The 15,064-nt window shown below is 54.4% G+C and carries 14 protein-coding genes; all 14 read left to right on the forward strand.

The features are described 5' to 3' along the window. Positions 1 to 152 precede the first annotated feature (152 nt). The 14 genes from WMO26_RS04615 (at position 153) to WMO26_RS04680 (ending at position 15,062) form a co-directional block, all read left to right on the forward strand. On the forward strand, positions 153 to 1,238 hold the full coding sequence (locus tag WMO26_RS04615) for a PucR family transcriptional regulator (RefSeq protein ID WP_349218479.1): 1,086 nt from the start codon (positions 153 to 155) through the stop codon (positions 1,236 to 1,238). Between the two features lie 225 nt (positions 1,239 to 1,463). Beyond that, positions 1,464 to 2,150: a cell division ATP-binding protein FtsE gene (gene ftsE / locus WMO26_RS04620; RefSeq protein WP_349218481.1), complete on the forward strand. Its 687-nt coding sequence runs from the start codon at positions 1,464 to 1,466 to the stop codon at positions 2,148 to 2,150. Beyond that, positions 2,137 to 3,051, forward strand: a complete 915-nt coding sequence (gene ftsX, locus WMO26_RS04625; RefSeq protein ID WP_349218482.1) for a permease-like cell division protein FtsX — start codon at positions 2,137 to 2,139, stop codon at positions 3,049 to 3,051. The genes ftsE and ftsX overlap by 14 nt, the downstream gene beginning before the upstream one ends. Further along, a complete protein-coding gene (locus tag WMO26_RS04630; RefSeq protein ID WP_349218484.1) occupies positions 3,041 to 4,447 on the forward strand; it encodes a murein hydrolase activator EnvC family protein in 1,407 nt (468 codons plus the stop codon). Before ftsX ends, WMO26_RS04630 begins: the two co-directional genes overlap by 11 nt. 153 nt (positions 4,448 to 4,600) lie before the next feature. After that, positions 4,601 to 5,944: a S41 family peptidase gene (locus WMO26_RS04635; protein WP_349218485.1), complete on the forward strand. Its 1,344-nt coding sequence runs from the start codon at positions 4,601 to 4,603 to the stop codon at positions 5,942 to 5,944. Between the two features lie 262 nt (positions 5,945 to 6,206). Continuing rightward, the gene (locus tag WMO26_RS04640; protein WP_349218487.1) at positions 6,207 to 7,067 is read left to right on the forward strand and encodes a hypothetical protein; all 861 of its coding nucleotides are present in this window, start codon (positions 6,207 to 6,209) and stop codon (positions 7,065 to 7,067) included. A gap of 191 nt (positions 7,068 to 7,258) precedes the next feature. Beyond that, positions 7,259 to 7,738, forward strand: a complete 480-nt coding sequence (gene greA / locus WMO26_RS04645) for a transcription elongation factor GreA (protein ID WP_349218488.1) — start codon at positions 7,259 to 7,261, stop codon at positions 7,736 to 7,738. Positions 7,739 to 7,902: 164 nt separating this feature from the next. Then, positions 7,903 to 9,417, forward strand: coding sequence for a lysine--tRNA ligase (gene lysS, locus WMO26_RS04650; protein ID WP_349218489.1), 1,515 nt, complete (start codon positions 7,903 to 7,905; stop codon positions 9,415 to 9,417). A gap of 616 nt (positions 9,418 to 10,033) precedes the next feature. After that, complete coding sequence (locus tag WMO26_RS04655; protein WP_349218491.1) at positions 10,034 to 10,822, forward strand: MarR family transcriptional regulator; 789 nt, start codon at positions 10,034 to 10,036, stop codon at positions 10,820 to 10,822. After that, entirely contained in the window at positions 10,819 to 11,367 is a 549-nt protein-coding gene (locus WMO26_RS04660) for a hypothetical protein (protein ID WP_349218492.1), read from the forward strand. Before WMO26_RS04655 ends, WMO26_RS04660 begins: the two co-directional genes overlap by 4 nt. Before the next feature lie 221 nt (positions 11,368 to 11,588). Beyond that, positions 11,589 to 11,972 (forward strand): fimbrial protein, encoded by a 384-nt coding sequence (locus WMO26_RS04665; protein ID WP_435431548.1) that lies wholly within the window; start codon positions 11,589 to 11,591, stop codon positions 11,970 to 11,972. Positions 11,973 to 12,012: 40 nt separating this feature from the next. Continuing rightward, positions 12,013 to 12,723, forward strand: a complete 711-nt coding sequence (locus WMO26_RS04670) for a hypothetical protein (RefSeq protein ID WP_349218493.1) — start codon at positions 12,013 to 12,015, stop codon at positions 12,721 to 12,723. A 15-nt stretch (positions 12,724 to 12,738) separates the two neighbouring features. Next, positions 12,739 to 13,665 (forward strand): hypothetical protein, encoded by a 927-nt coding sequence (locus WMO26_RS04675; RefSeq protein ID WP_349218494.1) that lies wholly within the window; start codon positions 12,739 to 12,741, stop codon positions 13,663 to 13,665. Further along, positions 13,665 to 15,062, forward strand: coding sequence for a C39 family peptidase (locus WMO26_RS04680; RefSeq protein WP_349218496.1), 1,398 nt, complete (start codon positions 13,665 to 13,667; stop codon positions 15,060 to 15,062). The genes WMO26_RS04675 and WMO26_RS04680 overlap by 1 nt, the downstream gene beginning before the upstream one ends. Positions 15,063 to 15,064 lie beyond the last annotated feature (2 nt).

The raw sequence follows: 15,064 nt of genomic DNA on the forward strand, positions 1-15,064 counted from the left end.
AATTGTTACCATTTTGAAACTTTTATCGTGGAATTGTTGCAAAGAGTCTCAAATTTGTGTAGAATAAGCTTAATGATCGAAAAAGAGTGGGAAGAAATCTGACATTTTGTTCGATTTGTTTTGGGTAATGTAAATATAGGAGGGAATTTGATATGTCCAACAGATTGTTCCAGGGCGTTGTGGTACAAATGAGGGATGCCATCGACCGCACCATTGGAGTCATCGACGAGTCTTCCACCATTATCGCGTGCAGCGAATTGGGCCGGATCGGCGAAACCATAGAGAAAATCTCCACCGAAACCTTGTCGGTGGCCGACCTTCTTATCAGCGACGGGTATACCTACCGGGCGTTCACCGGAGTGACCAAATCGGATTATGCGGTGTTTGTGGAAGGAACGGACGAGCTTGCGGCAAAGTACGTTTCGCTTCTGTCCATTGCGCTTTATAACATCAAGCAGTACTACGACGAAAAGTATGACCGGGGCAATTTCATGAAGAACGTGATTTTGGACAACATCCTTCCCGGCGACATTTACCTCAAGGCACGGGAGCTCCGCTTCAATACCGACGTGACCCGCGTGGTGCTCCTCATTCGTATTTCCACCCGCACCGACGTGTCGGCTTATGATGTGGTCCAGAACCTGTTCCCTGATAAAAATAAGGATTTTGTCATCAACATCAACGAAACGGACATTGCCCTCATTAAGGAAATCCGGTCAAATATTGAGACCAAGGACCTGGAAAAGCTGGCCCGCTCCATTGTGGACACCCTCAGCGGCGAGTTCTATACCCATGCATTTGTGGGCATCGGTACCACGGTCACCGGCATCAAGGACCTGGCTCGTTCCTTCAAGGAAGCCCAGGTGGCGCTGGAGGTGGGAAAGGTGTTCGACACCGACAAGACCATCGTCAGCTACGACAATCTGGGCATTGCCCGTCTGATTTACCAGCTGCCCACCACGCTTTGCGAGATGTTCCTCAAAGAAGTGTTCAAGAAAGGCGCCATCGAATCGCTCGACCAGGAGACCCTGTTCACCATCCAGCGCTTCTTCGAGAACAACCTGAACGTTTCCGAGACCTCCCGGAAGCTGTTCGTCCACCGCAACACGCTTGTATACCGCTTGGAAAAAATCAAGAAGCTCACCGGATTGGATCTGCGTGAATTTGACCACGCCATCGTGTTCAAGGTGGCGCTCATGGTAAAGAAATATCTTTCTGCCAACCCTGTAAAGTATTGAGTTTACAGGATGAAGCAGCTTGAAAAGGAAAGAACGTGTGTCCGGGTCTGTACAGCAGGTCCGGACATTCGGTTTGCTTGAACGGAAAATTTCCGTTCTTTTCCTAAAGGATCCACAAAATGCTTCCATCTGCCGCCCGCCATGGGCAGGGGCCTCTTTTGCTGCAGCAGCGGGAGATCTGTTTTGAAAACCGGCAGAAATCTACATAAGAAGGGTAGGGAGCGAATGATTGAATTTCGTGGCGTAACGAAAACCTATCCCAACGGAACGACCGCGCTCAAGGACGTGAACCTCACCATCGAGGACGGAGAATTCGTCTTTATCGTCGGCTCATCCGGCGCGGGAAAGAGTACCTTTTTAAAATTGATTATCCGCGAGGAGGTCGCCAATGCCGGAAAAATCCGGGTCAATGGCTTTGACTTTTCCACGATGAAAAAACGGGATGTTCCGTATATGCGCAGGACCATGGGAATCGTGTTTCAGGATTTCCGCTTGATTCCCAAGATGACCGTGTTTGACAATGTAGCTTTCGCCATGCGGGTAACCGGTGCACCGCCCAGGCAGATCCGAAAGCGGGTTTCCAAGGTGCTGGCTCTGGTGGGCCTGAGCCACAAGGCCCGCTGTATGCCGGGGGAGCTCTCCGGCGGCGAACAGCAGAGAGTGGGCCTGGCGAGAGCCATGGTCAACAACCCGAAGATGATCGTGGCGGACGAGCCCACCGGAAACATCGACCCGGAACGGTCTTTTGAGATGGTCAAGCTTCTCAGTGAGATCAACCGCCGCGGCACCACTGTGCTGATGGTAACCCATGAAAGGAGTCTGGTGGAACGCTTCGACCGCCGGGTGATCCAGATTGACGACGGAAGCGTGATTTCCGATACGGGGGTGAAAGAATCGCATGAAGACGAGTAGCCTCGGGTATCTGATTCGAGAGGGCTTCCGTAGCCTGTGGACCAACCGGAACATGGCGCTGGCGTCGGTGGGCGTGCTGCTGTCCTGCCTGGTGCTGCTGGGCAGTGCGGTTTTGGTGGTGCTCAACATCAATCAGGCGGTGGGATGGATGGAAAGCCAGAACATTGTGATGGTTTACTTAAAGAGCGGGACCACCCAGGCGGATATCGATGCGGTTCAGGCGAAATTCGCCCAAATGGACAACATTGCACAGACCAAGTTCATCTCCAAGGAAGAGGCGCTGGAAACCCAGAAAAAGGCGCTGGGAGAGGACGGGGACCTGTTCGACGGATACAAGGGTGAGAACCCTTTCCCGGATGCGTATCAGGTTTCGGTCAAGGATGTGGAGCGGTATACCGAGACGGTGGAGGAACTGCGGGGCATTACACAGGTGGAAAAGGTGTCCGAGCGTACCGAGGAAGCGGAGGCCATGTTAAATGTGCGTAACACCGTGTCGGTCATCAGCTTCTGGGTCATCGGCCTGCTGATTTTGGTGGCCCTCTTTATCATTTCCAACACCATTAAGATTACCATCTATGAGCGCCGTCTGGAAGTGAGCATCATGAAATCGGTGGGTGCTACCAACGGGTTTATTACCATGCCTTTCATTATCGAAGGAATGCTCATCGGCCTGATTGCAGGCCTGTTGTCCACGGGGATTTTGTGGTATGTCTACGGCTTGGCTGCCGACGGGATTCTCAAGATGTCCGCCTTTGCGACCCTGGTTCCCTTCTCCGACGTGGGATGGTTGATCCTGCTGTGCTTTTTGGGAATCGGGATGGCCGCAGGCGCATTGGGCAGCTTTATTTCCGTACAACGCTATTTAAGAACCAACGGCGGAGGTGTTTACAATGTCCTATAAATCTTTGGGCCGGAGGAAAGGCCTGAAAACCAAATTTCTGTGCCTGCTGACTGTTCTGACCGTGATGATCGGCTCCATGCCGATGACGGCGCTGGGTTTGACTCAGGCGGAAGCGGACAAGATGCGCAAAGAATTGGATGCAAAGATTGCCGATTTGCAAACCCAATACAACACGGCTTTGCAAAACCAGGAGGACGCACAGGGGCAGATTGTCATCATTGAGGAAAGCATTCAAACTCTGGAAGAGCAACAGGCCGTGATCAACGATCAGATCGCCCAGCTGGACACCACCATCCAGGAATATGACCGGCAGCTTCAGGAACTGGACGGAAAGGTGCAGGCGACGCAGCAGGAGATTGATGGCCTAAACGCCAGGATCACCCAGCTAGAGACGGACTTGAGCGCAAAGGAAGCCCAGGTGGACGATACCTACGAGGTGTTCATGCAGCGCATGCGCGTGCTTTATATGAGCGGAGAGGTTTCCTCGCTGACCATGTTTTTTAATTCCGGGGATTTTGCCGATTATCTCTATCAGGCAGAGGTCAAGCAGCGGCTTGCCGAGCAGGACAAGCAGCTGGTGGACACCCTTCGCACTCAAATTGAGGAAATGAATGCCACCAAGGCGGACATTGAGACCTCCAAACAGACCCTTTCCGCCAAGATGGACGAGCTTCAGGCCGCCCGCGGTGAACAGCAGGATAAGAAAAATCAGGTGCAGGCGGAGAAGGCCAAGCAGGTAGAGGCCAAGCAGGCGCTTGACAGCAATGTGGCCGAGCTTGCAAATCTGCGAAGCGAGCAGCAGGCCAAAGTGGAGTATGCCCAGAGGCAGCAAGCGAAGGCTCAGCAGGGTATCAGCGCTGCCCAGGAGGAAAAGAGCTCTATCCAGGTGACCGAGCAGGGCAAAGATGAGAACCCGGTTGTTCCGCCCGTGGATGAAGATCCTTCGGCTATGAACTTCATTTGGCCGGTTCCCGGGTATGACCGTCCCAGCAACATTTCTTCTCCCTATGGAAACCGCGTAATCTTCGGCAGGCTGGAATTCCATAGCGGCATTGACATCGCCGGCTACGGCGATTACGGCCACATTGCCGGCAAGACCATTGTGGCCGCAGAGGACGGCGTGGTGACCATTGCGAAAAACGACGGTCAGTGGAATTACGGCTGGGGCAATTACGTAAGCATTGACCATGGCATCAACAGCGCCGACGGCAAACGGTATGAAACCTTTTACGGCCATACCCAGACGGTGCTTGTAAGCGTGGGGCAGTATGTGACCAAGGGGACCCCCATCGCTCTGGTAGGCACAACCGGCAACTCCACTGGCTATCACCTGCACTTTGAGGTGCGGGCGAATAACCAGTATCAAAACCCCATGAATTACGTGCACACCCGTTAACAACGGAAGAAAAAGAGGCCGCGGTAAGCGGCCTCTTGCGTCGGAGGTATGGGTGGGAATCCGCCTGTGCTTCATTAGAACGGCCGGCTCTTTTCCGTGCGAAAGGGCTTCGGGCATATGTGAATTCTGCGCACGGAGAAACGGCGGAACTAGATGAACAAACGAATCCCACTGGGCATTACGCTGGCGCTGATGATGCTGACGGCCGCGATTACCGTCACCATCACGATGGTGCTGTCCCAGCAAAAGTTTGACGAAAAGCTCGGCAACATCAACGAACGCCGCGCCATGTACGCAAAGATCAGCGAGATCGATACGAAGGTTCGGGAAAATTATTTTGGAGACATCGACGAAACCGAATTGATGGATATGGTGGCCAGCGGCTATTTGGCCGGGATTGGGGATAAGTATTCCTCCTACCTGACCGCCGCCCAGACCGCCGAACTCAACAGTGAAATCAACGGCAAGGCCACCGGCGTAGGCCTTCGGGTGACGGAATACACCGACGGCAACATTTACGTCTACCAAGTGATGGCCACCTCTCCGGCCCAGACCGCCGGCGTGCAGAAGGGAGACGTGATCATCCGCGTGGGGGACAGCGCCGTTGCAGACCTTGGATACCGGGAAGCCACCAAGCTGCTCAGCGGTGAGGTGGGTTCCACCGTGAACATTACCGTGCGCCGCGGGGAAGAGGAGATACCCTTCACTCTGGCCCGGGCAAGCTATGAGAACTACACCGTATCCGCCGGTATCATGAGCGGCGTGGGCATTGTCAAGATCGACGAATTCAACAACAACACCGACGAACAGTTTATCGGCGCGGTAGAGGCGCTGCTGGCTCAGGAGCCGGTGGGTCTGGTGTTTGATCTGCGGGGCAATACGGGAGGCACACTGGAATCGGTGTGCGCCATGCTCGATTACCTGCTCCCGGCTGGCGACGTGGTTTCCAGGACCGACAGCACTGGTACCCATGTGATCTATACCTCCGACGACCATGAGGTGGACATTCCCATGACCGTGCTGGTCAACGAGAAAACCGCTTCGGCGGCGGAACTCTTTGCCTGCGCCCTGCGCGATTACGGCAAGGCCCAGCTGGTGGGCACTACCACCTACGGCAAAGGCAGCATTCAAAGTCTCTTTACCCTGACCGACGGCTCCAGCATCAATCTGACCGTCGCCAAGTTCAATCCGCCCAAATCGGAGAACTTTGAGGGCGTGGGCCTGACGCCGGATGTGGAGGTCCGCCTGAGCACCGAGGAAAAGCAGAACTTTTATTTCCTCAACCCCATGGATGACCCGCAGCTGAAAAAGGCGCTGGAGCTTCTCAATCCGCCGGTCCCCACCGACTATATTGAGGTTCCCTTCTCGCCCGCGCCCACCTATGTTCCCAATGGGAATACGTCGGCGGCGCCGGATTCCGGGGAAAGCGGGACGCCTCCCGCCTCTTCTGAAGAGGCAGTCTCCAGTGAGGAGCCTGCTGGGGACAGCGCCGCATAAGCGGGAATCGGTAAAGAAGGAGCCGTGGCTTTGCCTGCGGCTCTTTTTTTACATGGAAAGACCGCAGGCGAGCCGCTCTTGCAAAGAGAAACAAAGTGTAAAATTTACAGGATCTTTCTGCGTTTTTGCAAATTTCGCAGAAAAAACGCATATGATTGGGTATGGTGCATGAAGTTTGAAATGCTATATGGTATTTATTTCATAAAAATATACCGTATGTATTTCAACTTCCGCTTTTGATCACATAGACGAGGTGAAGAGAATGTTTTCCGTACTCAATCTGCAAGAGCACATATCGCAAGGATTTTGGGAAAAACTGACCGGGTGGATCAAACGCAACCCGGTGGGAGCGGAGCTTATAAAATCCGGCCCGGTGCGGTATTGGGAAGTCAAATGGGAGCAGCGGGGAAACCGCCCGGTGCCGTGGGGACAAATTCAGGAGCTGGCCCGGTGGGCACCGGCGGGGATTTTGCTTCCCAAAGGGGTAGAGCCGCCCGAGGGGATTGATCTGCCGCTGGTACCCGGGGAAGGCCTGCAGCGCCACCTTCTGCAGGAAGCGGCGGTGGCGGCGGTAGGCGCCAGCCGAGCAGAACCTCTAAAGCTGTCGGTGGCGGTGTTCGACCCCGACGGGCGGCTGGGCTCTCTGGCGGTGCGTTTCCTGCCCTATGCGGCCACCGTCAAGGTGATTACACAGAACCCCGAGCAGTTGCTGGACGCCCAGCGCCAGGCCATGGTGGAATACGGTGCGGCGCTGCTGGTTACCGACGAACCGGCCGCTGCCCGGGATTGCCCGGTAGCGGTGGCCACCGAAGGGCTGCCGGAAGGATACGAGGAAGGAGAACAGGTACTGTTTTCCTTGGAAAAGCGCCGCCCGTCGCCGCCCGGCCTGAGCGTTACCGGCTGCGTCGCCCGGCTGCGGGAGGACTGCGCCGCCGCCTGCCCCTCTTTTCTCGATCCCGAGCAGTTCGCCGCCGCCCTCTTTGTCACCCGCCAGTGCCCGGGCGGTTATTATGGAGGCGACTGCCGGCTGTCGGACGGGCGGCGGATGCCGGCCCAGCAGGTGGGTGAATGGATTGCCGCCTGCGTTCGCCAGGAATCGCCGCCGCTGGAAAGAAGGGCGTAGATGAAAGACGGAAAATTCCGCTTGTTTCCGAGAAATTTTGAGTTTTCCCCGTTGACATGAGAAACCGATTTGACTATAATTATTCTAATATGCGGGGTAATACAAATATGAAACCGGAACGCCTCCGCCTTTTAAGGCGGAGGCTATCATAATACAATGCGCAAGGACGCATTTTTGGAGGGTTTATCACAATGGCAATGGCAAAACAGGTGCTTCTGACGGATGAAGGATTGAAAAAGCTGGAAAATGAACTCGAAGAGCTCAAAGGCAATAAACGAAAAGAAATCGCAGATAAAATTGAGGTTGCCCGTTCCTTTGGCGACCTTTCGGAAAACAGTGAGTACGACGAGGCGAAAAACGAACAAGCTATCGTGGAAGCCCGCATTGCGGAGCTGGAAGCCACTTTGCGCAACGTCAAGATTCTCGACGAGGACGATCTGACCACCGAGATGATTCACGTGGGATCGAAAATCAAGGTGTTTGATAAGGAATTTAACGAAGAGGTCAGTTACCAGATTGTCGGATCTACCGAAGCCGACCCTATGAATGGCCGCATTTCGGACGAGTCCCCGGTGGGCAAGGCGCTGCTGGGCCATAAGGTGGGCGATGTGGTGGACGTAGAGGTTCCCGACGGCGTAGTCACCTTTGAAATTCTGGATATTGCCAAATAAGGAGTCACAAAAGGATATTCGGTATGGAAGTAAGGAACATGCCTTTTGCGAAAAATGGTTGACGCGGGCGGGGAGCGGCAGGTTCCACTCCTTCTGCCCGCACTTTTTTTGAGAAAATTTTAGGGCGTGCGGCAGTTGCCGGGAGCGCCTCGGGGGGATAAAACATGAGCGAAACAAAGGAAGTAAACCAGTCGCCGGAGCAGGAGACTCAGTCGTTAAGCGAGCTTTTGCAGATCCGGCGGGACAAGCTTGGCGAGCTGCAGGCCCAGGGAAAGGATCCCTTTGCCATCACTACCGCCGAGCAGACCATCCATGCCGCGGACATTGCAGCCCGGTTCGAGGAGCTGGAGAACACCGACTGCGCCATTGCCGGGCGGATGATGACCCGCCGGGACATGGGCAAGGCAAACTTCATCGACTTGCATGACGCCACCGGCCGCATCCAGGTGTACGTGCGCATGAACGACGTGGGAGAGGAAGCCTTCGCCCAGTTTAAGAAATGGGACTTGGGGGACCTTATTGAAGTCAAGGGCTTTATTTTTCGCACCCGCAGGGGAGAAATCTCGGTGCATGCGAAAGAAATCCGGCTTCTTTCCAAGTCGCTTCTGCCGCTGCCGGAGAAGTTCCACGGTCTTAAGGACACCGACACCCGATACCGCCAGCGGTATCTGGACCTGATTGTCAACCCCGAGGTGAAGGATACCTTCCTAAAGCGTAGCCGGATCATTTCCTCCATCCGCCGCTATCTGGATTCTCAGGGCTTTGTGGAGGTGGAGACCCCGATTCTCAACGTGATCGCCGGCGGCGCCACCGCGCGCCCCTTTGTCACCCATCACAATACCTTGGATCTGGACATGTACCTGCGCATCGCGCCTGAGCTCTATCTCAAAAGGCTCATCGTCGGCGGAATGGAGCGGGTGTACGAGCTGGGACGCAACTTCCGCAACGAAGGTATGGATGTGCGCCACAATCCGGAATTTACCATGGTGGAGCTCTATGAGGCCTTTACCGATTACCACGGCATGATGGAGCGGGCGGAGAACCTGATCGCAGGAGCCGCTAAGGAAGTATTAGGTACCACCAAGATTACCTACCAGGGCGAGGAAATCGACTTGACGCCGCCCTTTGCCCGCATGACTATGATTGACGCGGTCAAGAAGTTTTCCGGGCTTGACTTTGATTCCTTCCGCGGAGATGATGCAGCCGCCCGTGCGGCGGCCAAGGGCCTTGGCATCGAAGAAGTCAAGGACGATATGGCTTGGGGCGACGTGCTCAACCTGGTGTTTGAGGAAAAGGTGGAGGAGCAGCTGGTTCAGCCCACCTTTATTATCGACTATCCGGTGGAAATTTCGCCGCTCACCAAGCGCAAGCCGGACGCGCCTCATCTCACCGAGCGGTTCGAGCTGTTTATTGTGCGCCGGGAGTTCGGCAACGCCTACTCCGAGCTCAACGATCCCATCGACCAGCGTGCCCGGTTCGAGCGGCAGGCCGCTCTGCGGGAAAAGGGAGACGACGAGGCCCAGATGCTCGACGAGGACTTCCTCACAGCACTGGAATACGGAATGCCGCCCACAGGCGGCTTAGGGATTGGAATCGACCGGCTGGTGATGCTGCTGACCGACAGCTACTCCATCCGCGATGTGCTGCTTTTCCCGACAATGAAGCCGCTGGAAAAGTAAAGAGGCTAAAAACTGCATAAAATCAAGGCTTTAGGGGTTTGTGCAGGATAAAAATACGCCAACTTACGCCAGCTTTACGCCAATATGTGCAGTTGTCTATACAAAAAAGGGTTGCTCTTAGTTCAAGAACCGTGTCTTGCATATAAAGTAGGACACGGTTTTTTGATGCATATTTTTATGGCGTAGAGAATGGAGCCTATCTTTTGTTTGAAAAGGTCAACTTACGCGACCCCGCATTTTTTAATGCGGGGCTTTTTTTATTTGGAGGTGTCTTATGTCAGAATACCAATTAGAAATAAAACAGATCGTGGATTATCCGCGATGCCGGATTTATCGGCAGTTCGTGCAGTCCCTTATGGAAGACCGGAGCATTCGCCTTGGCGGCAGTTCCGGTCTTTTTTATTATACCGTCCTTTGCAGCTACGCGAATTTCCGAACATCATACAAGCGGATAGATGGGATCAGCTACATCATCTATCCCGGCGAATGGCTGTGCCGGATCAGTGAACTGGCAGAATGGTTTCGCACCCGTTTTCAGCATCAGGCGATTTCCCGCCTTCAGGATTTGCAGGACCGCCATCTGATTACCTTTTCCCTTCTCGGCCGTGGAAGGCTGGTGAAATTCAAAATTACGGACTGGCAGAAACATAACCGTGTACTGGATTACAACGCGCCCTGCGCCAAAGATACCGGCTTTTTCTTCCTGCCTGTTTCCACTGCCAATGAACTTCTCAGCTATGGCCGCTGTTCAGAGATGGACGCGCTGCTGGATCTGTGGGTGAATACCGTATACAACGACGAACAGGTGCAGGGTTCGGATGCGGGACCAGTAGTTTATCTGCGCAACGGCACGGGGAGCCCGCTGCTTGGTTACGCGGGGCTGGCTGAACGCTGGGGCGTTTCCAAAGCAACCGCCGGACGTTATCTCAATAAACTGAGCAGCCTGGACTATATTTCCGTCATTTCCTTTCCCGGCGCGCATGGAAGCGTTATTTGCATGAACAACTATCTGTCTACCATGTTCGAGGTATCGGACGTCATGGTAGATAAGGAAGAAATCGCCATGCTGCTGCACATCGGCCTAACTATGCCGGAAATTGAAGAAATGATGGCGGAACCCGTTCCCGGTATCGGTTCAGAAGAGGAAGACGGCGTTTCAAATCCGTATGTTGCTTTTATCCTTCAAAAAGTCATGGAAGTCCTTTCCGTACAAGGGTTTCCGTGTTTTTCATGTCCGAAAATTCAGTATAAGTTATTACCATTATCCTGCGATTGCAAGGAAGAAGTATTTTGTATTTCAGATGGTATAGTAGGATTTAAGGCATTACTGGTTATTTTATGCGGAAAAGACAGGGAATTGTTCCGCTTTGAACTGAGATTACTGCCAAAGGGGGAGAAAAAATGAAACAGGCGATAGAGAATAAAGGGACAGAGAACCCGGTGTATCACGATACATGGATGCTTTTGAGGAAATACCGGGACGTGGTGTGGAGCCTGGAACTGTCCGTACAGCAGGTGCGCCGGCAGTTCCAGATCGAGTTTGGCAGCAGCATTGAGGATTTTCTGGAGTCTATCTACCTTGCCGGCGTGGATTTTGCGGATTCCGGCATTCAGGAACACGCCAGAAGCATTGAACGCAGCTATCAGATGATCCGGCTGATGGAAAGCGCGGTCAGCCTGCTCCGAAATAAGCATAAGTTTGGGGAACCCTATTACTGGATTCTGTACTATACGTACCTTTCCCCGCAGCAATACAGGGACACGGAGGAAATCATCGGGCAGCTCCAGCCGCATATCCAGGACATCAGCTACCGGACCTATTTCCGCAAGCGGAAAGAAGCGATTGAGGCGCTCTCGTCAGTCCTTTGGGGATATACTTCCCGTGACAGCCTGAATCTTTTGGAGCATTTTTTCCCGGATAATGGCCGCGAAAAAGGCCCTGGCAGATAATTGGCACAGAAACGCACAAAATTGGCACGGTTTTGCTATTGAGGCGTAAATCCCCCTGTGATAAAATAAGTATGTTGAAAACTATATACCGGAGCCGGGAACGGCAGAGAGAACGCCATTTTTACGAATGGTGTTTTTTTATTGCCTTTTTCCGGTTCCTGACCAGCAGGCCGCTCGTTCCGTGGGCGGCCTTACTTTATTTTCAATAGGAGGATGATGATTTGAAGAAAAAACCCATTCGAGAGCCGCTGAAACGCCGAGGGCATATCAACTGCAGCCGAATGCTGTATATGACGTTCCTGACGGTGTGTATGCTGGCGTGCTTTTCCCAGCAGGCGTTCGCGGCGACAACCGTGTGGCAAAAAGCGGAAGAGATTATGAAGGACGTCTACAACCAGATCCTGCTGATTTCCACGATTGCGGCCGTCGTTACAGCGTCCATTGCGCTGCTGATGATGAACTTTTCCAAAAGCGGCAAAACAGTGGATGAGGCCCGCGCCTGGCTCAAGCGGATTATCATTACCTGGGCGATTTTAAACGGCCTCGGGTTCATTGTCAGCTACATCACGCCGTTCTTCGCCGGAGGCAAGTGGGGGACCCCATAAAGGGCCGCAATCCCGCATTGGCTGAAAGGAGCGTGATGCCGTGGGCATATTAGACGGGATTGTGGCGTGGATCGCCGAACAGGTCATGCACGGCCTGGATTTAATCAGCACGTCGGTCTTAGGCGCGCTCGGCTGCGATATGAATACCTTTCTCCGGTACTTTCCGGCGGCCGGGACAATGTACGATATCTTTGTCGCGCTGGCAATCGGGCTGATTTTACTGAACTGGGTGTGGCAGCTTTTCCGGAACTACGGCCTCGCCGCGGGGATTGAGGCGGAAGATCCGGTAAAGCTGTCCATCCGTTCGGTTCTTTTTATCCTGCTGGCATATTTTTCAGACGAAATCGTCAGTACTATCCTGAAAATCGGCGGGACGCCGTATCAGTGGGTGCTTTCGTCCTCGCTGCCGCCGCTGGATTTTGCCGATTTCAATTCCGCGATTACCGTGATTCTCGGCGTCTGCGCCAGCGGGGCGGTCGCCATTATCGCGCTGATCCTGGTGCTCATCATGGCCTGGAACTATATCAAGCTTCTGTTTGAAGCGGCCGAGCGATACGTCCTGCTCGGCGTGCTGGTCTATACGGCCCCGGTGGCGTTCGCGCTGGGATCTTCCCAAACGACGTCGCAGATTTTTAAGAGCTGGTGCCGGATGCTGGGAGGCCAGATTTTCTTATTGATTATGAACGCATGGTGCCTGCGGCTGTTTACCAGCATGGTCGGCACCTTTTTATCCAATCCCCTTTCGCTTTGACCGGAGGTGACATAGATGCGAAAAACACGAAAAATCCTGCTGGTCCTTACGCTGGCGCTGGTATTTGCAAGCCTGTCCGCAGTCCCCGCCTTCGCGGTGACGGAGGCCGAGGTGCAGCAGCAGGTAAATTCCATAGGCAAAGAAGGCGTAACAGGGAATGTCTTTATCTGGTTCCTGTGCGCCATCGGATTTTTAAAGGTATCCCAGAAGATCGACAGCTTTATGAGCAGCCTTGGCATTAACGTAGGGCATACCGGAGGTTCCATGCTGGCGGAAGCCATGATAGCGGCCCGCGGGGTTGCTTCGGTGAAATCCTTCGGCGGCCACAGCGGCAGCGGGGGCGGTTCCCGGGGCGGGGCTTCTTCCGGGGGTGTGCCGGGGTCCGGCACTTTAAAGGGCGGCCTTGCGGGCGTCGTCAGCCGCAGCTTTCAGAATAACGCGGTCAAAAACGCCACCGGCAGCAAGGAAGGCGGCCTTGGAGGCAAGGCGTTTGCTTCCTCGCTGGAAAAAGGCGGCGGCTTCGCCAACCGGATTATCGGCACGGTGGCAGCCGGCGATCTCTCCACTACCGGCTCCATGACCGGGGAAAAAGCGTCCGCCGCGCTGTCTTCCTACCTGGGCTATACCGCTTTGGGCGAAAACGCCGAGGGAGTTCCCAGCTTTTCCAATGTGGAAATCGGAGGCGGCCGGATTACGGCGACGGAAACCTCTGAGGAACATCCGGAGGGGATCGCCATAGGGATGTACCACGCGGACCAGTATATGGCTCCCAGCGGGGAGTATTCCACGGTGACCGCCGCCGACGGCACGACCTGGTACAAACAGTACGCGGCCGATACGGTAGAGCGCAAGCCCAGCAAGGTGCCGGACGGCAATATTACCTATCATGAGAGCATTGTGAAAAAGCTGCCCGACCCGCCGAAACGAAAGGACCGTGTCTGATGCCGGAAGAAAAAAGCAGCCAGGGTTCCAGCCCTGTGGAAAAAGGGGCGCAGGCCGCCAACGCGGTGCGGGGTGCGGTCAAGACCGGGAAAGCAATCGCCGGGGCCGCCAAGGGCGCCGCTGCCGGCGGGCCTTACGGTGCGGTGGCAGGGCTTGTTTGGGGAAACCGGCACCTGATTGGGAAAATTATTCTGATTACAGTATTTATCATGCTGTTGCCTGTTTTGTTTATCCTCATGCTGCCCGCCCTCATTTTCGGCGGGCTGGTGGACGCTTTTACCCCGGACGATCCGACGGTGCCTGTGCTCAACGACAGCGCCTATATTACGGAAAACATGACTGATATTACAAACTCCGTGAGCGGCGTCCTATCGGAAGCACTGGAAGACATATTAAAGGAAATTGAGGATGATTTCGCTTCGTCCACCGCCGACCAGCGGGAAATCATCAACCCGCATGAGAACGCCCCGGCATATAACGCCAACGCCTTTGTCTCCCAGTTCTGCGCCTCCAAAAACGAGGATTTTGAATCCATTACCTTTGCCGATATGGAGTCCACCCTGCGGAGCGCCAAAGGGGAGCTGTACTCTTACACATCAAAAGAGGAAACCCGGACGCGGGTGGAAACCACCGTTACGGTGGACTCCGGTACCGGCAAGGAAACGGAAACTTCGACCACAGTGACGGAGGACTGGATCGTATATACCATTGTTTACAACGGCGAGGATTATTTCGCGGACCATGTGTTCCATCTGGACGCGGAGCAAAAGGAGCTTTCAAATAACTACGCCCAAAATTTGAGCGTGTTTTTGGGTGATGGGATGTTCCAGCGCCTGCCGAATGGGTATGAAGCAATCGGTTCTCTCGGTGATATCAAGTTTACCGATGGGGACACGGAGGTTGTCTACTTCAACCAACTGGACGAACGCTATGCGGATAAGCCCTACGGGACGGACGACATCGGCGGCTATGGCTGCGGCCCTACCGCGATGGCGATTGTGGTTTCCTCACTTACGGAAGACATTGTCGATCCGGTGGAAATGGCCAGATGGTCGTATGAACACGGCTACTGGGCTTCGGGCAACGGCTCTTACCACGGCCTGATCCCTGCCGCCGCTGAGGCATGGGAACTTCCGGTGGAGGGATGCGGAAAGGACGGCGGACAAAAAATTTCGGACGCGTTGAGCGGCGGGAAGCTGGTAGTCGCGCTGATGGACGAGGGACACTTTACAAATTCCGGCCATTTTATTGTCCTTCGCGGCGTCCGGAACGGCAAAATCCTGGTAGCGGACCCCGCCAGCTATGAGCGAAGCGAGCAGGAATGGGATTTGTCTATTATCCTTGACGAAGCCAGAGAGGGGGCGGCGGCCGGAGGCCCGTTCTGGATTATTGGATAGGA

The organism is Solibaculum intestinale (genome assembly GCF_040096205.1).
Classification (GTDB): domain Bacteria; phylum Bacillota; class Clostridia; order Oscillospirales; family Acutalibacteraceae; genus Solibaculum_A; species Solibaculum_A intestinale.

Bases quoted from the DNA above. Each gene is read 5' to 3' on its own strand.
- WMO26_RS04615 (WP_349218479.1), top strand. From the start codon at position 153: ATGTCCAACAGATTGTTCCAGGGCGTTGTGGTACAAATGAGGGATGCC.
- ftsE (WP_349218481.1), top strand. From the start codon at position 1,464: ATGATTGAATTTCGTGGCGTAACGAAAACCTATCCCAACGGAACGACC.
- ftsX (WP_349218482.1), top strand. From the start codon at position 2,137: ATGAAGACGAGTAGCCTCGGGTATCTGATTCGAGAGGGCTTCCGTAGC.
- WMO26_RS04630 (WP_349218484.1), top strand. From the start codon at position 3,041: ATGTCCTATAAATCTTTGGGCCGGAGGAAAGGCCTGAAAACCAAATTT.
- WMO26_RS04635 (WP_349218485.1), top strand. From the start codon at position 4,601: ATGAACAAACGAATCCCACTGGGCATTACGCTGGCGCTGATGATGCTG.
- WMO26_RS04640 (WP_349218487.1), top strand. From the start codon at position 6,207: ATGTTTTCCGTACTCAATCTGCAAGAGCACATATCGCAAGGATTTTGG.
- greA (WP_349218488.1), top strand. From the start codon at position 7,259: ATGGCAATGGCAAAACAGGTGCTTCTGACGGATGAAGGATTGAAAAAG.
- lysS (WP_349218489.1), top strand. From the start codon at position 7,903: ATGAGCGAAACAAAGGAAGTAAACCAGTCGCCGGAGCAGGAGACTCAG.
- WMO26_RS04660 (WP_349218492.1), top strand. From the start codon at position 10,819: ATGAAACAGGCGATAGAGAATAAAGGGACAGAGAACCCGGTGTATCAC.
- WMO26_RS04675 (WP_349218494.1), top strand. From the start codon at position 12,739: ATGCGAAAAACACGAAAAATCCTGCTGGTCCTTACGCTGGCGCTGGTA.
- WMO26_RS04680 (WP_349218496.1), top strand. From the start codon at position 13,665: ATGCCGGAAGAAAAAAGCAGCCAGGGTTCCAGCCCTGTGGAAAAAGGG.